The 16,320-nt window shown below is 60.9% G+C and carries 15 protein-coding genes; 6 read left to right on the top strand and 9 right to left on the bottom strand.

What is annotated here, in order from left to right; translation table 11 throughout:
- Positions 1 to 215 precede the first annotated feature (215 nt).
- The 4 genes from PSH97_RS10920 to ycaC all read left to right on the top strand — a co-directional run bounded on the left by PSH97_RS10920 (position 216) and on the right by ycaC (position 3,829).
- Positions 216 to 632: a DoxX family protein gene (locus tag PSH97_RS10920; protein ID WP_305449175.1), complete on the top strand. Its 417-nt coding sequence runs from the start codon at positions 216 to 218 to the stop codon at positions 630 to 632.
- Positions 625 to 1,251: an antibiotic biosynthesis monooxygenase gene (locus PSH97_RS10925; protein WP_305449176.1), complete on the top strand. Its 627-nt coding sequence runs from the start codon at positions 625 to 627 to the stop codon at positions 1,249 to 1,251. The genes PSH97_RS10920 and PSH97_RS10925 overlap by 8 nt, the downstream gene beginning before the upstream one ends.
- Positions 1,252 to 1,296: 45 nt before the next feature.
- A complete protein-coding gene (locus tag PSH97_RS10930) occupies positions 1,297 to 3,135 on the top strand; it encodes an amidohydrolase (RefSeq protein WP_305449177.1) in 1,839 nt (612 codons plus the stop codon).
- Positions 3,136 to 3,202: 67 nt separating this feature from the next.
- Entirely contained in the window at positions 3,203 to 3,829 is a 627-nt protein-coding gene (gene ycaC, locus PSH97_RS10935) for an isochorismate family cysteine hydrolase YcaC (protein ID WP_008073343.1), read from the top strand.
- Between the two features lie 64 nt (positions 3,830 to 3,893).
- Here the strand turns inward: ycaC and PSH97_RS10940 are convergent, their stop codons facing one another.
- Together PSH97_RS10940 and PSH97_RS10945 are read right to left on the bottom strand one after the other, a co-directional pair.
- Complete coding sequence (locus PSH97_RS10940; RefSeq protein ID WP_305449178.1) at positions 3,894 to 5,321, bottom strand: mechanosensitive ion channel family protein; 1,428 nt, start codon at positions 5,319 to 5,321, stop codon at positions 3,894 to 3,896.
- A 63-nt stretch (positions 5,322 to 5,384) separates the two neighbouring features.
- Positions 5,385 to 6,401 carry an alpha/beta hydrolase gene (locus tag PSH97_RS10945; RefSeq protein WP_305449179.1) on the bottom strand — a complete coding sequence of 339 codons (1,017 nt, stop codon included), beginning with the start codon at positions 6,399 to 6,401 and terminating at the stop codon, positions 5,385 to 5,387.
- A 162-nt stretch (positions 6,402 to 6,563) separates the two neighbouring features.
- Here PSH97_RS10945 and PSH97_RS10950 point away from each other — a divergent pair, with 162 nt between their 5' ends.
- A complete protein-coding gene (locus tag PSH97_RS10950) occupies positions 6,564 to 7,469 on the top strand; it encodes a LysR family transcriptional regulator (protein WP_305449180.1) in 906 nt (301 codons plus the stop codon).
- 93 nt (positions 7,470 to 7,562) lie between these two features.
- Positions 7,563 to 8,369 carry a class I SAM-dependent methyltransferase gene (locus PSH97_RS10955; protein WP_305449181.1) on the top strand — a complete coding sequence of 269 codons (807 nt, stop codon included), beginning with the start codon at positions 7,563 to 7,565 and terminating at the stop codon, positions 8,367 to 8,369.
- 182 nt (positions 8,370 to 8,551) lie between these two features.
- Here the strand turns inward: PSH97_RS10955 and PSH97_RS10960 are convergent, their stop codons facing one another.
- The 7 genes from PSH97_RS10960 to PSH97_RS10990 all read right to left on the bottom strand — a co-directional run bounded on the left by PSH97_RS10960 (position 8,552) and on the right by PSH97_RS10990 (position 16,308).
- On the bottom strand, positions 8,552 to 9,241 hold the full coding sequence (locus PSH97_RS10960) for an N-acetyltransferase (RefSeq protein ID WP_305449182.1): 690 nt from the start codon (positions 9,239 to 9,241) through the stop codon (positions 8,552 to 8,554).
- 60 nt (positions 9,242 to 9,301) lie between these two features.
- Positions 9,302 to 10,114, bottom strand: a complete 813-nt coding sequence (locus PSH97_RS10965) for a ChbG/HpnK family deacetylase (RefSeq protein WP_305449183.1) — start codon at positions 10,112 to 10,114, stop codon at positions 9,302 to 9,304.
- Entirely contained in the window at positions 10,086 to 11,303 is a 1,218-nt protein-coding gene (locus tag PSH97_RS10970) for a GNAT family N-acetyltransferase (protein ID WP_305449184.1), read from the bottom strand. The genes PSH97_RS10965 and PSH97_RS10970 overlap by 29 nt, the downstream gene beginning before the upstream one ends.
- Before the next feature lie 4 nt (positions 11,304 to 11,307).
- Positions 11,308 to 11,997 carry a GNAT family N-acetyltransferase gene (locus tag PSH97_RS10975; RefSeq protein ID WP_305449778.1) on the bottom strand — a complete coding sequence of 230 codons (690 nt, stop codon included), beginning with the start codon at positions 11,995 to 11,997 and terminating at the stop codon, positions 11,308 to 11,310.
- Positions 11,998 to 12,089: 92 nt separating this feature from the next.
- Entirely contained in the window at positions 12,090 to 14,009 is a 1,920-nt protein-coding gene (locus PSH97_RS10980; protein ID WP_305449185.1) for a hypothetical protein, read from the bottom strand.
- Positions 14,006 to 15,310 carry a lipopolysaccharide biosynthesis protein gene (locus PSH97_RS10985; protein WP_305449186.1) on the bottom strand — a complete coding sequence of 435 codons (1,305 nt, stop codon included), beginning with the start codon at positions 15,308 to 15,310 and terminating at the stop codon, positions 14,006 to 14,008. Before PSH97_RS10985 ends, PSH97_RS10980 begins: the two co-directional genes overlap by 4 nt.
- Positions 15,307 to 16,308: a polysaccharide deacetylase family protein gene (locus PSH97_RS10990; RefSeq protein ID WP_305449187.1), complete on the bottom strand. Its 1,002-nt coding sequence runs from the start codon at positions 16,306 to 16,308 to the stop codon at positions 15,307 to 15,309. Before PSH97_RS10990 ends, PSH97_RS10985 begins: the two co-directional genes overlap by 4 nt.
- Positions 16,309 to 16,320 lie beyond the last annotated feature (12 nt).

Here is a 16,320-nt window from a genome sequence, read left to right on the forward strand (position 1 = left end):
GCACAAAACCCTGTGGGAGCGGGCTTGCCCGCGATGGCGTCGGGTCAGTCGACATCACTGTTGAATGACACACCCTATTCGCGGGCAAGCCCGCTCCCACAGGGTTTTGTGTCGTTTGGGCGTTCGGTGTGTCGGGGCAAAGAGAGCACGTACATTCAATTTTTCCCCACCCCTTGGCGGCACTATTCAGGCCAGTGATTGAACAAGGGTGAGCCATGAACGCTTCGCAACGGGATGAACAGGCGCGGGATGTCGGGCTGCTGTTTCTGCGGGTCAGCGGCGGGCTGTTTCTGTTGTGGGTGCACGGCTTGCCCAAGCTGCTGAACTTCAGCGCCGAGTTGCAACGCATCGAAGACCCATTCCACCTCGGCGCCCATCTCACCCTGAGCCTGGCGATTTTCGCCGAAGTCCTGTGCCCGCTATTGATCGTCGCCGGTGTCCTGGCGCGATTGGCGTGCTTGCCTATTCTGTTTGTGCTGCTGGTGGCGCTGCTGGTCGTGCACCCGCAGTGGAGTGTGGCCGAAGGGCAGTTCGGCTGGCTGTTGTTGATCATCTTCACCTCTGTGTTTATCGCCGGGCCTGGACGGCTGGCGCTCAATGTCCGTTTGCCCGGAGTGCTCCGTTATGTCTGAAGCCCAAACTCAAAAAGCGCCGGGGTCCGATGAGATCGTGACGCTGATCGTCAAGCACCGGGTCAAGGCCGGCTTCGAAGCGGCCTATGAAGCCTGGCTGCGCAACATTGTCAGCGTAGCGGGGCGCACGGAAGGACATCTGGGCGTGGACGTGATCCGCGGCAAGAATGCTGGCCTGGACATGTTCACCTGCGTGCTGCGCTTTTGCTCCACCGAGGCCATGCAGCGCTGGCTCGATTCGCCGCAACGTCAGTCGTTGATCGATGAAGCCGCGCCGATGCTGGCCGACGGCGACCAGACCGAGGTCAACCCGGTCAACGAATTCTGGTTCGCGCCGCTGGCCGATGCCGCCTCGCCACCGCCGCGCTGGAAGCAGGCTGTGGTGACGTTGCTGGTGATTCTGCCGCACACCTTGCTGGTGCCGCTGCTCTGGGGGCCGCTGCTCAAACTCAACGCTTTTCTCTCCAACTACGTGGTCGCCACGTTCCTGATCACCCTGACCATCGTGGTGTCGGTGGTGTACGTGTGCATGCCGGCCGCGACTCGCTTGTTTGCGCCGTGGCTGACGGCCAGTCAGCCACGGGAGCACCTCGAATCCAACGCAAATTCGCCGCGCTGAGCTGGCGCTTTTTTGCTTCATTTCACTGATGACGAAGGAACTGCGATGAACGCCGATTTGATTCTGTTCAATGGCCAATTTCATACCGTAGACCGGGAAAAACCGCTGGCCAGTGCCGTGGCGATCAAGGACGGGCGCTTTGTCGCGGTCGGCAACGATGCAGAGGCGATGGCCCTGCGCGGCTCGGGCACCCAAGTGATCGACCTCAAGGGCCGCTGCGTCATCCCCGGCCTCAACGACTCGCACTTGCACCTGATTCGTGGCGGTTTGAACTACAACCTCGAACTGCGCTGGGAAGGCGTGCCGTCCCTGGCCGATGCCTTGCGCATGCTCAAGGAACAAGCCGACCGCACACCGACACCGCAATGGGTACGGGTGGTGGGGGGCTGGAACGAATTCCAGTTTGCCGAAAAACGCATGCCGACCCTGGAAGAACTCAACCAAGCAGCGCCCGACACCCCGGTGTTCGTACTGCATTTGTATGACCGCGCCTTGCTCAACCGCGCGGCATTGCGGGTTGCCGGTTACACCCGCGACACGCCGAACCCGCCGGGTGGCGAAATCGTGCGTGATGCCAACGGCAATCCGACCGGCATGCTGGTCGCCCGCCCGAATGCGATGATCCTGTACTCGACCCTGGCCAAGGGACCGAAGTTGCCGCTGGAGTATCAGGTCAACTCGACCCGCCAGTTCATGCGCGAACTCAACCGCCTCGGCCTGACCAGCGCGATCGATGCCGGTGGTGGTTTCCAGAATTACCCGGACGATTACCAGGTGATCGAGCAGTTGGCGAAAGATGACCAACTGACCGTGCGCATTGCCTACAACCTGTTCACCCAAAAACCCAAGGAAGAACTGACCGATTTCCAGAACTGGACCGGCAGCGTCAAGTTGCATCAGGGCGACGACTTCCTGCGGCACAACGGCGCCGGCGAGATGCTGGTGTTCTCGGCGGCGGATTTCGAAGACTTCCTCGAACCGCGTCCGGACCTGCCGCAGACCATGGAGCAGGAGCTGGAACCGGTGGTCCGCCATCTGGTGGAACAGCGCTGGCCGTTCCGTCTGCACGCCACTTACAACGAATCAATCAGCCGCATGCTCGACGTGTTCGAGAAGGTCAACCGCGACATTCCGTTCAACGGCTTGCCGTGGTTTTTCGACCATGCCGAAACCATCACCCCGCAAAACATCGAGCGAGTGAGGGCGTTGGGCGGTGGTATTGCGATTCAGGATCGCATGGCGTTCCAGGGTGAATATTTCGCCGAGCGTTATGGCACCAAGGCCGCCGAAAACACGCCACCGATCAAGCGCATGCTGGCCGAGGGTGTACCGGTCGGCGCCGGCACCGATGCGACGCGGGTGTCCAGCTACAATCCATGGACCTCGTTGTACTGGATGGTCAGCGGTCGCACCGTCGGTGGCCTGGCGCTGCACAGCGAAGGCCTGCCCCGGCAGACCGCGCTGGAACTGTTCACCCATGGCAGTGCCTGGTTTTCGTCGGAACAGGGCAAGAAAGGCCAGATCAAAGTTGGCCAACTGGCAGACGTCGCCGCTCTGAGCGCGGACTTCTTCAGCGTCGAGGAGGAAGCCATCAAGTGGATCGAATCGGTGCTGACCGTAGTCGGTGGCAAGGTGGTGTACGCCGCCGGAGATTTCGAAAAACTGGGGCCGGCCAGCGTGCCGGTGCTGCCGGACTGGTCGCCGGTGGTCAAGGTGCCGGGTCACTGGCGTCCGGCTTCGCCGATGCAGGCGCAGGTTCACCATTGCAGCGGGCCGTGCGCGGTGCATTCCCACAGCCATGAACGGGCGCGTTTGTCGAATGCGCCGGTCAGCGATTTCCAGGGATTCTGGGGCGCGTTTGGCTGCTCGTGTTTTGCTTTCTAGTGATTAAAAAAGCGCCGACCTCGTGTGTCGGCGCCCTGAGCAACGTCCATCCTCCGAGGAGTTTCACATGAGCAACGTTCCTTACAAACGTCTGAACAAAGATGACGCCGTTGTGCTGCTGGTCGATCACCAGACCGGCCTGATCTCGCTGGTACAGGATTTCTCGCCCAACGAATTCAAGAACAACGTGCTGGCCTTGGGCGACATCGCCAAGTTCTTCAACCTGCCGACCATCCTTACCACCAGTTTCGACAGCGGCCCGAACGGCCCGATCGTGCCGGAGCTCAAAGAGCAGTTTCCGGACGCTCCGTTCATTGCTCGTCCGGGCCAGATCAATGCCTGGGACAACGAGGATTTCGTCAAGGCAATCAAGGCTACCGGCCGCAAGCAACTGATCATCGCCGGTGTGGTGACCGACGTCTGCGTGGCGTTCCCGACCCTGTCGGCCATTGCCGAAGGCTTTGAGGTGTTTGTGGTGACCGATGCTTCCGGCACCTTCAACACCACCGTGCAACAAGCAGCGTGGGCGCGGATGTCGGCGGCGGGTGCACACCTGCTGAACTGGTTCTCCGTGGCCTGCGAACTGCAAGGCGATTGGCGCAACGACATGGAAGGCCTGGCTAACCTGCTGTCCCAGCGTCTGCCGAACTACCGTAACCTGATCAACAGCTACACCAAGTTCACTGCCAAGTAAGGCGCAGAAGAAAAATGCCCGCCGATGTGCGGGCATTTTTTGTGCTGGTTGAATCTGCGATGCATCAGCGCTTCTGCAACCATCCCAAAAAACCACCTTTCCTGATCGGCGCCGGTTTGGCCATCAACGCCAGCTGACTGTTCTGCTGCCGCACCGCCTGCAATTTGTTCAACGCCCGGCCCACTTCGCTGCGCTGTTCCATGCACTGACGGGTCAGGTGCTTGTCGAGACGGTAGATGATCGAAGACGTCAGCGCGGTGAACGTCGCCTGCGACGGCGTATCGGCCAGGATGCTCTGTTCCCCCATCACTTCACTCGGCCCCATGCGACCGGCTTCGGTGAAACCATTGCCGTCCGGTACGCTGGCGCTGACGACGCCGGTGGCGATCACGAACAGGCTGTCCGGCACTTCATCCAGTTCCAGCACCACTTGGCCTGCGGCGTATTGTTGCGCGACCATCGATTCGGCGAGGCGGTCACGTTCCTCATGGCTCAGCGAGCGGAAAATCTTCACTTCATCGAGCAGCGCGCGGGCGCGGGTCGAGGGTTCGATCACGCCGTCGGGGTGTCGCGAGATGCCCGCCGCTTCCAGATGGCGATGGGCGAGGTCGAACAGTTGATTGCGCACGTCGCTTTTCTTGCCCAGCTCGGCGATGAAACCGCTGGCCACGTATTCGGACATCTCTTCGCCGGCCTCTTTCAACACCGCCTTTGGCGCGGGCGACAGCAACAGGTTGCTGCTGCCTTGCAGCGTGCGGTCGAGGGCGTCGAGCACCCGGCGTGGGCGGATGTGGTTCGGCACCTTGATGCTGATCGACACCCCGTGCAGGTTGTTCGGGCGGCTGAGGTTGACGATCTTGGCCTTGGCCGCCACCGAGTTCGGCACCACGGCCATCGTGCCGGCGCTGCTCAACAGGTGCGTAGCGCGCCAGTTGATGTCCAGCACTTTGCCTTCGACGCCATCGATCATCACAAAGTCGTCCACCTGATAGGGTTTGGTGGTGTTCAGCACGATGCCGGAGAACACGTCAGCCAACGTACTCTGCAACGCCAGACCGACCACGATGGCGAACACGCCGGAAGTCGCCAGCAGACCCTTGACCGGCAGATCCAGCACATAACCGGCAGCCGCGACGATGGAGGCCAGAAACACCAGCGCACCGATCACGTCCTGCAGCAAACGGCCGCTGTGACCTATGCGACGCATCAGCACCAGACCGAACACCTCGGTGAGCACCCGTGCGGCGTACAACCACCAGATAATCCCCAGCGCCGTTGCACCGAGTTGCGCCACCGGGTCATCGGCAATCAACGGTGTCTGCAACGGACTGACGCCAGCGTTGATAATCAGCGCGCTGAACGCCAGAAACAGCACCAGCCGCACACCGACCTTTGGCGCGCGATGCTTGAACGGGACGAGGTGCCAGAGCAGGGCGTCGAGCACCAGCAGCAGGGCGCTCCAAGACAACAGGTGGGCAGAGAAAAGGCTCATGGATTGCACTCCAGCGGGCACAAAAAAACTCGCCACACCCTGGGGTGTGGCGAGCGGTTGGGCTTAGTTCAGATGCGTCTTGAGCTCGGCCGCGGCCTGACGTACCGCCGCTTTGACTTCCGGAATCTGATTCAGCGGATTGAGCAGGCCAAAGTCATGAATCATCCCGTTGTAGCGCACCGAGGTCACCGGCACACCGGCGGCATCGAGGTGGCGGGCGTAGCCTTCGCCTTCGTCACGCAGCACATCGAATTCGGCGGTCTGCACCAGTGCGGCAGGCAGGCCCTTGAGTTGTTCGGCGCTTGCATTCAGCGGCGAGGCATGGATCTGCGCACGCTCGGCCGGGTTGGTGGTGTAGTTGTCCCAGAACCACTGCATCATCCCTTTGGTGAGGAAGTGCCCCTCGGCGAATTGCTGGTACGAGCCGTCGTCGAACTGTGCGTTGGTCACCGGCCACATCAACAGCTGGAAGCGCAGGGCAGGGGTTTTCTGTTCCTTGGCCATCAGTGCCACGACCGCCGCCATGTTGCCGCCAACGCTGTTGCCGGCCACCGCCAGTCGCTTGCCATCGACACTGATCTCTTTGCCATGCTCGGCCACCCATTTCGTCGCGGTGTAGGCCTGGTTGATGGCAGTCGGGTAGTGCGCTTCCGGCGACGGCGTGTAATCGACGTATACCGCGACTGCGCCGGAGCCCACTACCAGGTCACGGATCAGGCGCTGGTGAGTCGGGAAGTCGCCCAATACCCAGCCGCCACCATGGAAGAACATGAACACTGGCAACTGACCCTTGACCTTGGCCGGGCGCACCACTTTCAGGTTGATGGTCTGGCCGTCGACCTTGATCGCCTTGTCGCTGACTTCAACACCCGACAGATCAACCTTCACCGAAGCCTGGGCACCGGTCAGCACCGCGCGGGCGTCTTTCGGGCTCAGTTGCTCCAGCGGTTTGCCACCGCCGGCGGCGAGGGCCTCGAGGAAGGCCTGGGTGTTGTGTTCAACACCAGGGCTGCCGGCGGCGAATGCGTTGCCGATGGACAGGGCGAGGACGGAAGTGGCGAGGGTTTTCTTGAAGTTCATGTGCAATTCCTTTTTAAATCGTTTGAGTTTTTATATGCCTTGGGATCGGGCTGCTGTGGCGTTGGGGTTCAGGCCTCAGCAACACCGTGAGCACAGATTAATGAGGTGCCGGAAAGTGAAAAAGCGGCTATAAAGCGAATAACTGTCAACCAGAGAGTGACAATGAACCCGTTCGAAGACATGCGTCTTTTTTGCCAGGTCATGGAATCTGGCAGCTTCACTGCGGCAGCCGATCAATTAGGGCTGTCCAAGCAATTCGTCAGCCGCCGCCTGATGCAGCTGGAAGAGCGTCTCGGCGTGCGCTTGCTCAATCGCTCCACCCGACGGCTGGACGTCACGCCGCTGGGGCAGAGTTATTACGAATCGGCCTTGCGCCTGCTCAGCGAAGTCGAACAAATGGAGCAGGGCATCGCCGGCCAGACCACCGAACCTCGCGGCACCATTCGCCTGAGCGCGCCGCTGTCGTTTGCCGTGGCACATTTGGGCTGTTTGCTGCCGGTATTTTTGCAGCGTTATCGCGACGTCACCGTGGAAGTCGACCTGAGTGATCGGCCAGTGGACTTGCTCGGTGAGGGTTACGATTTGGCCTTGCGCATCGGCGTGCTGGAAGACTCGACACTGATCGCCCGACGCCTCGCCTCCATCGAGCGGGTGTATTGCGCCAGCCCGGCGTATCTGGCCGAGCGGGGCACGCCGCATAAACCCGAGGATTTGCACACCCACGATTGCCTGCCTTACGGCCACGGTCGTCAGGTGCAATGGCGTTTCGAGGGGCGGGGCAAATCGCTGAACGTCAACGTCACTGGGCGAATGCGGGTCAACAATGGTGAGTTGCTCAAGGACGCGGCCATCGCCGGCATGGGGATCACCTACCTGCCGACCTTCATCGTCGGTTCGGCCCTGAAGGACGGCCGGTTGGTGACGGTGCTGGATGATTTTCGCCCCGAGCCGCTGACCTTGTCGGCGGTCTACCCGCAGCATCGCCAGAGTTCGCGACCGGTGCAGGCGCTGATCGAGTTCTTGCGTGAGCGGTTGAACCAACGCGAAGAGGGTTCGCACTATCGGTGATTACAAGATCGCAACAAAGCTCGAATGGCGATTTTCCTGACGCTGATCCAGACTCGTGCCGGCCAATCAAAGGCCCGAACTCCGGAGCGTGCAATGGAAATGCCGACAAAAGAAAAAGCCATCGCCAGCAATCGCGATGCCTGGAATGACTCCGCCCCGTACCACAAAGACACCCCTGAGTGGCAGGCCTGTTTGAGTGCCGTGAGCCATGGCGATTTTTCCTGTCTGGATGACACCCTCACCGGGTTGCTTCAACAGGTCGGCGTCGACGGCAAGGATGTGGTGCAACTGGGCTGCAACAACGGACGCGAAAGTCTTTCGCTGTTTGCCCTGGGGGCCCGCCGTGTCGTGGGCATTGACCAGTCGCAGGCCTTTCTCGATCAGGCCCGGGAACTGGCATTCCGTTCGCCCCATGAGCCCGAATTCATCGAGGCTGACATCCATCGCCTGCCGACGGATCTTCACCAGCGCTTCGATGTAGCGCTGATTACCATCGGCGTATTGAACTGGATGCCGGACATCGCCGAATTCTTGCGCCATGCCGCGCAAACCCTCAAGCCCGGCGGTAACCTGGTGGTATACGAAACCCACCCGTTCCTGGAAATGTTCGACCCCGAGTCAGCCGATCCCTATCGCCCGGACAGCTCGTATTTTCGCAGCGAACCTTTCGTCCAGAACCAGCCGATCGTCTACGAAGGCAAAGTCGAACAGCCGGCCTCAGCGTCTTACTGGTTCGTTCATACCCTGGGCGCCATCTTCACCGGTGCCATTGAGGCAGGGTTGCAGATCAGTCACTTCAAGGAGTACCCGCATTCCAACCGCGAAGAACTCTACGATCGGTATCAGCAGCAAAAGGCACAGTTGCCGTTGTGTTACACGTTGGTGGCGGTGAAGCGCTGAGTTTCGGATCTGAGAAATGAGTTGCACTGACTGACGCCATCGCGGGCAAGCCCGCTCCCACAGTGGTCGCTGTCGTTCACAAATCCTTTGGTCAAAGCAGATACCTGTGGGAGCGGGCTTGCCCGCGATGGCGGCGACACAGTCCTCCATCAAACAACGACAATCGCGACCTCCAATCAAAATCACGCCTGCGCCGCAGTCGCCGTCGGCTGTGCTGGTTTGCGCAACTCAGTCAGCCGCGAGCCGGTGTAGTAGGTTTCGCGGAAGAAGCGAAAGCGGCCGAACAGGTCGTAAACGTGGGTGATGCGTCCCTGTTCCTGGTAGTCCATGCGCAGGTGCATTTTCATGGCCTGGATGTTGCGGGCATCGCAGACGTCCATGACCTTGTCGCAACCTTGGGCCCGCATCGCGCCCCAGATATTGTACTGGGCGTCCACCGACAGGCTGGAGCCGAAGTAGAGAGGGATCATTTCACCGCCGAACTGGAAAAATTCACCGGGTTTGACCCTGAACCAGCAACCGTAATAGTGCTGGTCAAAGTAGTCACTGAGGCTGCCCCAGATGAATCCGACGGCATCACCTTCCTCGTCCAGATACATGTGCCCGGTGTGACCTTCGGAGGCGATTTGGGCCATGGCCTTGACGCGGTTTCCGTAATACTTGGTGAAAGCCGTGGCGTTCTCCTGGGTAATGGTCACCAGACGCAAGCCCGTGTAGGGCCGTAGTTTGTGCGGCGCTATCGGGGTGACCAGATCGCGTCCCAGCCACAGCAGCTCTCGGTGCAAGTACACATAGCGGTTCCAGAGCGTCTGGAGCGTGTGAAGCAGGCCTTTTTGTTTGATTCGTTCGCGAAGCTTGGCGATGGCGCTCATGAAGTCCTCCGTGGCTGAAGCCAGGGTTGGGTGGGGAACGTTTTTTTCAATGGCGATAAATCAAGGTTGCAACGTTTGTAGCTCAGTCGAGTACTGCGGTTCCTCTTTGAACGCCTTTGGCACGACGGCATAGGACACTCTCGGAATGCCCGGAAGACGCAGCTCCAGCATGTGAGCCAGAGACTCTCCGGGGTTTAAATAGATATCGCCAAAATCGGCCCCGATATGGGTCGGATGGACAACTATCTCCAACAGGCCGTCGATCGGCATCGCCACGTTGCGCAGGTCTACCGGTGTGCATACGTACTCGGCGGTCGCTCCGGCGAGGTGGTTCAATCGATAATTGAGCAATGTCTTGAACACCCGCTTGCGCACACTCAGGTTATTTCCCAGCTGGCGCGCCAGTCGCACGGGCACCCCTTGGTAGGCGGCAAAGCGCGCGACGATTACGCCGATGGGCCAGATGTTGTGCACGTGCTGATGGGAATCGATGTGGCTGGGGCGCAGGCCGTTGTCCAGGCAGCATTGCCATTGGGCTTCGAGTTCCTCCAGCACCGCTTCACGATCCAGGCGGTTGAGCCAAAGACTGTGGCGGGGCAGGTCGAGGTTGAACATGCCCTGGCTGTCACAGAACGTCGAACGCGCGAGAATCGACGGGCTCAACGGCCGGCCGTAGGTGAGATTGAAATGCAAGCCGATTCGCCCCTTGAGCAGCGACTCCTGAGCCAGGACGCAGGCTTCCTGGAACGCCGGCATATTAGCCATGGCGGTGGCGGAGCTGATGACTCCGGCCTGGAAGGCGCCGAGGATCACCGCGTTTTCGCTCGAGCTGAGGCCGAAATCGTCAGCGTTGACTATGACTTGGCGAGGCATGTTTGTCCTCCATGGTTTTTTCGGTGGGCACAGGGCTTTTGTCGGCGGGCGCTGGAGTAGGAGTGGCAGGAACAACCAGTGCCACTGCATGCCGGGCTTGCCATTTTTTCCACCAAGGTTTGAGTTGGTGCCAGAGCCGCATGGCCAGCCCCAGAGCGAGGCCGCTGGGACGCCAGGAGTAGAAACTCCAGCGCCAGTGCTCCAGTTGGCCGGTCATGCGTTCCTGAAGTTGATGGCTGGAGTTCTTCAGGCTGACCCGCGAAGCGTCGATCCAGTGCCAGTTGTCGTCCAGGCCCCAGCGAATCCACTCTTCGAGCAGCACACGACCGCTGCCCAGATCGGCATATTTCGGCAGGAACGCCAGGTTGTAGTCGTACAGCCGGCCCTGTTCCAGCAACCCGAGCCGGTAGCTGATGCAGCGTCCGTCCAGTTCCAGCACCACTACTCGCATCAGCCCCTGTTCGGCGAGGGCGGTAAAGGCCCGCTCGATCCATTGCCGACTACGCTTATTGGTGAAAATCCCCACGCCTTCAATACCTTTCCAGCTCTGCGCTTCGACTTCGCTGAGGGCCTGCAATAAAGGCCCGATGGTGGCCGCGTCAGGGGTTACGCGCCGAACCTGGGCACCATAAGCCAACATGCGTTTACGCGCCCGGCGCAGTTTGTAGCGCGGGTCGCCGGAGACTTCCTGGCGGTCGGCCTCACTGATCAAATGCACCGGCACCCGACAACTGAGGCGGCGCTCGCCGCTCGAGCTGTGGGTCATCCAGGCGGTCAGCACACTTTCTTCGCCGATGGGTTCGGACAATTCGTTGAGTTGCAGCATCGCATGGGGTACGCGACTGCGGATGATCACCAGCGCCTTGCGCATGCTGTCGGCATCGAGGCAGGTGAGCAGGGCCAGGCGATCGGTGAGGGGATAACCGAGGTGACGCAAGACCCGAAATGGCAGCCTTCCAAAGCGCTCCACGGACGCCACCAGCGGCAGGCACAAGGCCAACTCATCACCTTGCCAGCCCAGCAGAACGTGCAAGTGTTCCCCAGCAGTCAGTGCCTGTTCCGATGCGCACAGCCAGGCGAGGGTGTTGAACGGCGTATGGTCCGTCACGCGCCTGCGCAACCCCTCATAAGCAGCTGCCGGAAAGTCCGGGGCACACAGCGAGGTGCGCCATTCGAATCGAGCCATCATCTTTTCACGCCACCGACTGAGGAACAGGTGAACGGGACGGTCTACGTAGCGCATCCAGGCGTGAGTCGCTGTAACGGGTCTCACGAAAGAAGCGCCAGCGACCGAATAATCGGTAGACGTGCTGGATGCGTCCTTGCTCTTGATAGCCCATGCGAATGTGCAGTTTCAGCGCCGGTATATTGTGGGCGTCGCAGACATCCACGACCGTGTTGCAACCTTGGGCCTGCATGGCTTTCCAGAGTCGCAGTTGCAGATCCACCGAGAGCGTGGTGCCCCAATAGGCACGGGCCAGTTCGCCGCCGAATTCGAAGAATTCGCCTTTTTTTACCGGGAACTTGCAGCCGTAGAAGTGCCGGTCGTGGTACTCCCGGGTGCTGCCCCAGATGAAGGCCACCGCATCGCCTTTGCCGTCCAGATACATGTGCCCGGTGTAACCCTCGGCGGCCAGTTCCTCCATGGTGTTGACGCGGTCGCCAAAGTGACGGGCAAAGGCTGCGGTGTTGTGCACAGTGATGGTCTTCAACTGCAGCGGTTTATAAGGCTTGAGCTGATGAGGCGGCACCGGGCTGACCAGGTCACGCGTCATCCACAGAAGCTCCCAGTGAGCAAATATGTAGCGCCTCCAAAGGAGCCGGACCGTTGCACGCAGGCCTTTTCGTTTGATGTGTTGGCGAATTTTCTCCAAGGCATTCATATCATTGTCTCGTGACAGAGACCGGTCGCGGGTGGCGTGGTGCAACGCGCGGTCGAGAGCGGCGCGGTCGTGGTGATGCAAATTGACGGCGTTCATGAGGCGCTCCAGCTCAAGGCGAACAGGGTTTCGCCCGGCAGGTCGAAGCTGACGCGACCGTCGTGACAGTTGAACTGAGCGCTACGACTGCGGTTGTCGGCGCCGAAGTACACCAGCGCTCCCTTGGCCAGCGGGCACGTCGCCCCGCCCAGATCGATACGCTGCAAGCGCCCCCCTTTATTGACCCCTAACAGGCTGCGCTGGCGCTCGGTGGCCATGGCCAGCACATCGACTTCGAAAGCGTCGTTGTCCAGGCGCATGACGTTTTTCAGCCAGTGCTGCTGGATGAATTGCTGAGCAAGGCCCACCGGCTTTAGTTCGAAACGATCGCCGCCCAGCACCCGCACCATGCCTTTGGGGTAGGTCGGTTCGTCGGCGGCCTGGAACCAGTTGAGCATGTCCAGCAACCCGTCCTGGGCCGAGTTGATGACCACCGAGGTCCACCACAGCGAGGCGAAATGGGTTTCCTGATCGTAGGGGCTCAGGCTTGAGCCGCTGGACAGATTGGTCTGATCCAGCAGCAAGGCCTTGCGTGGCCGGCCCGTGGCATCAAGGCCCACCAGCTCGGCGGCACGGCGCACGCTGTCGCGGTAGATCCGCGTCGCCAGCAGGTCGCGAATCATCCATTCGTGCCAGGCGAGGGCGTCGATTTGCTCACCGGATTCGGCCAGCAGACGCCGTGCCCAATCGATGCCGCGCTTGTCGGCGGCGTTGTCGGCGAACGGGCCGTTGATGAAGCGTGAAGTGGCGGGCATGGCGATGCGCACACCGGCCTTGGCGTTGGCCGGATCGCTGCGCACTTGCCGGGCCATGCTGTTGAAGATCGCCTGGTAGTCGGCATAGCTCGGGTAATTGAGGTTCGGTTCGTCGGCGAACGCGATGTAGTGCGTGCCGGTGCCACCGAGGGCGCGAGTGGCGGCGAGCCAGGCATCGAGACCGGCGTTGCTTTGAGTGTCGGCGCGCAAATCCGCCTGACGCTTGCTGCCGGCCAACAGCGTGAGGTCCTGCGTGATGCCGAAGCGGTTCTGATAGAGCTGGCGGAACGCATCTTCGTGATGCGGATTTTGCGCGGTGACGTCAACGAAACTGTAATAGGTGCCCGCCTGAGGCTTGAGGGCGTCGAGCGCTGCGAAACTGGATTGAGGGGGCAGCACGTAGGGTAAATAAATGCCCAGGTTCGGCGTTGGGCCGAGCAGCTCTTTGTGCAGGGTCAAGCGGGTCTGGCCATCGTCCTCGCGCAGCGGTTTGAGCTGCTGCGGTTTCTGGGCAAACAGATTCGCCGTGCCATCGAGCCAGAACGCGACCTTGCCGCTACCTTGCAGGCGCAGGCGCCAGACCTGTTCGTCCTGAGTGACGGGCAATGCCACCTGATCGAACTGCCAATAGGCGCGATGGGGTTTCAGCGCCAGCGACAGCTGTTTGTTGTCGCTCACGCGCTGGGCTTGCAGGGTGTTGATCCCTCCGTGGAACTTGCCAGCCAGTACGGCGTGTTCCCCCGGCGCGACCTTGAAATACAGCTCATCGCCGCCGCGGGTTTCGGCACTGAAATGCACCTTGGCCGGGGCGAACAACGCCACGGTGTGCTCGTCGTGTTCGATCGTGTAGCGGCGGAAACTGTAGCCCGGAATTTCCAGTCGATAACTGGCGGCACTCGGCGCCAGTGGCCAGCTCTGCTTGCCTCGGGTTTCACTGGCGGTGATCAGGCGTTCGCCCTTCAGGTTGCCGTTGCCGTCGAGCAGGTACAGGCGTTCTTCGTTGGCATCGGCCTGCCACGCCGGAACCCAGCGAATAGTCAGCGTGTCGGGGCGATCCGTTTGCAGGTACAGGCTGCCGTCGCGAATATCAGCCCAGCGCATGGGCGCCGCCTGGGCGCTCAAACCGAGGCCCAGGCTCAACAGCAGCACGAGGCGTTTCATGCCGATTTCCGTTGCAGCATCTGAAGCATCGGTGCCACATCGCTGGGCAGGATGATCAGGGTTTGCCAGACGGGTACGCCGCTCAACCGGCAATACATCACCAGCAGCGCGAGGGTTACCGCCAGGTAGGCGATGGACGATGCCGTCGCCGCGCCGACGATGCCGTAGATAGGGATCAACAACAGGTTCAGGGCCAGGTTGAGCAACGCGCCAAGGCCCATCAACAGCGAAATCGTGCCGGGGCGATTTTTGCCCAGCAAGTCCAGGCGCAGGATGCTCGCATAGCAAAGACCGAGCAGCCCCGGCAGCAGCGCCAGCAACGCCGGATAGGCCGGCTGATAGGCAATGCCGAACAACGTGACGATCAGCCATTCACCGATCACCGCCATGGTCAGACAGGCACCGAGCATCACCGTGGCGGTCAGGCGCAGGGCCAGCGGTGTCAGGCGATCCATGCCTTCGTCCTGTTGCAGCAGGCGTTTCATCAGCGGCGTGGTCACCGCTTCCGGGACGATCAGCAGCAATTCGGCGGCGGCGCTGGCCATGGCGTAATGCCCCAACGCGGTGCTGCCGAGCAGGGCGCCGATGAACAGGAAATCGGAGCGCAGAATCACTTGCTGGAACAGTAGGTCCGGGTGGCTGCGAGCACTGTAGCGCAGCAGTTCATTCTGGCTGGCGCGGTCCCATTGCAACTTCAAGGGCTGAGCACGCCTGAGCCAGAACCAACCGGCCAGCACTACCAGGCTGAGGCCGGCCAAACAGCTGATCAGTGCCGCTTCCAGGGCTGCGTCTTTCCACATCCAGAACAAGGCCAGAAACAGCAGCAGGGGCGCCAGGGATTCCACCAGCCGCAAGGCATTGAACGCCACCACACCGCCCGACGCATTGTGCAAAGTCAACAGGCCGCTCTTGAGCACGGTCAGCGGTACCGCCAGCAGCAACAGCCAGGCGAGCAATCCCAGTTGCGTGGTGATGTCGAGTTCGCCGCCGAACTCGCGCACTAGCGCCACCACCAGCAACGTCAGTAAACCCGCCAGCAGGCAACCAAACACCAGCACCTGGCTCAGCAACAATCCCATGGGTCGTTGCTTGGCCGCCTGATACCCCACCGCCGAATTCAGCCCGCCGCTGGTGGCGGCGCTGATCAGATCGGGCAAGGTACTGAGCAAGGCAAACAGACCGCGCTCGCTGGGCCCCAGAATCCGCGCCAGCAATACGTTGCGCAGCAGCCGCAGGGCGATCATCGCCAGTTTGGTGCCCATGCTCAGGGCCAAGTGTTTGAGATAGTGACTGCGACTCATGGCCGGGCTCCGCGGTAGATGCGCCAGGACAGCAACTCCGGATTGCGCGCCGTACGCTGGCTGATGCCGATCCGCGGCAAGGCCAATGGATCGCTGATACCACGATAAATCCCGGCGACGGTGCCCAGGGCAAACGGGAAGTCGTGGTCCGCCACGTGTTCGCGCACCCGCTCATCATGGTTGCCATTGGGGTAGCAATAGACCGGCAGCGGCCGGTTGCAACCGTTCAGCAGGGCATTGCGGCTGCGGCTCAGTTCCTCATCCAGACGTTGATCGTCAAGGCCCGTGAGGATCGAATGGCTGGCGCCATGGGGACCGAAGCGGATCAACCCGCTGGCTTCCAGCGCGCGTACCTGATGCCAGTCCAGAGCCTGGGGCAATGACTCATCCGGGCATTGATCGGTGAGCCGGCTCAGTTCGCCCGGGGGCAGGGTTTTCAAGGTTTGCAGAAAATGCAAAAGCGCCAGGCTGCGGCGCTGCACATCCAGATCATCGAGCAGCACCGGCAGCGGTAGCCCAAGCCGTTGCAGGCATTCAATCAAATGCGCCCGGGCTTTTTCCCCGTGGCTGCGCCACAGGGTTTCCCCAAGGCTTTCCCACCAGAAGCGTTGCCGGCTACCAATGTAATCAGTGGAGAGAAAAATGCTTGCTGGCACCTGATGTTTTTTCAGCAGCGGGAAGGCATTCAGCGCGTTGTCACGCCAGCCGTCGTCGAAGGTCAGCGCGATTTTTGGCCGCCCGGTTCTGATGGCGCCAGGTTGCAAGATTTCCATCAGTGGCACGCAGTCGAAGTTTTTTTTCAACCAAGTGAGCAGATGTTCGAATGCCTTCGGCCCGACGCACAGTTCATTGCGATGGGGCAGGTCGGCGGCGCGGTCATTGGCCAGCACCCGATGCAGCATCAGGATCACCCCGGCACCGTGCAGTTGGTGACGGCCTACCGGCGAGTTGAGATAAAGCCAGCCACTGGTGCGTTTTAATAATTGTTTGATCGCCATGGCGCGGTCCTT

Origin of the sequence: Pseudomonas cucumis, from assembly GCF_030687935.1 — a bacterium.
GTDB lineage: Bacteria > Pseudomonadota > Gammaproteobacteria > Pseudomonadales > Pseudomonadaceae > Aquipseudomonas > Aquipseudomonas cucumis.

Coding starts and splice junctions, on each gene's coding strand:
- PSH97_RS10955 (WP_305449181.1), top strand. CDS start 7,563: ATGGAAATGCCGACAAAAGAAAAAGCCATCGCCAGCAATCGCGATGCC.
- PSH97_RS10950 (WP_305449180.1), top strand. CDS start 6,564: ATGAACCCGTTCGAAGACATGCGTCTTTTTTGCCAGGTCATGGAATCT.
- PSH97_RS10945 (WP_305449179.1), bottom strand. CDS start 6,401: ATGAACTTCAAGAAAACCCTCGCCACTTCCGTCCTCGCCCTGTCCATC.
- PSH97_RS10985 (WP_305449186.1), bottom strand. CDS start 15,310: ATGAGTCGCAGTCACTATCTCAAACACTTGGCCCTGAGCATGGGCACC.
- PSH97_RS10980 (WP_305449185.1), bottom strand. CDS start 14,009: ATGAAACGCCTCGTGCTGCTGTTGAGCCTGGGCCTCGGTTTGAGCGCC.
- PSH97_RS10965 (WP_305449183.1), bottom strand. CDS start 10,114: ATGCCTCGCCAAGTCATAGTCAACGCTGACGATTTCGGCCTCAGCTCG.
- PSH97_RS10960 (WP_305449182.1), bottom strand. CDS start 9,241: ATGAGCGCCATCGCCAAGCTTCGCGAACGAATCAAACAAAAAGGCCTG.
- PSH97_RS10975 (WP_305449778.1), bottom strand. CDS start 11,997: ATGAATGCCTTGGAGAAAATTCGCCAACACATCAAACGAAAAGGCCTG.
- PSH97_RS10940 (WP_305449178.1), bottom strand. CDS start 5,321: ATGAGCCTTTTCTCTGCCCACCTGTTGTCTTGGAGCGCCCTGCTGCTG.
- PSH97_RS10930 (WP_305449177.1), top strand. CDS start 1,297: ATGAACGCCGATTTGATTCTGTTCAATGGCCAATTTCATACCGTAGAC.
- PSH97_RS10970 (WP_305449184.1), bottom strand. CDS start 11,303: ATGATGGCTCGATTCGAATGGCGCACCTCGCTGTGTGCCCCGGACTTT.
- PSH97_RS10990 (WP_305449187.1), bottom strand. CDS start 16,308: ATGGCGATCAAACAATTATTAAAACGCACCAGTGGCTGGCTTTATCTC.
- PSH97_RS10925 (WP_305449176.1), top strand. CDS start 625: ATGTCTGAAGCCCAAACTCAAAAAGCGCCGGGGTCCGATGAGATCGTG.
- PSH97_RS10920 (WP_305449175.1), top strand. CDS start 216: ATGAACGCTTCGCAACGGGATGAACAGGCGCGGGATGTCGGGCTGCTG.
- ycaC (WP_008073343.1), top strand. CDS start 3,203: ATGAGCAACGTTCCTTACAAACGTCTGAACAAAGATGACGCCGTTGTG.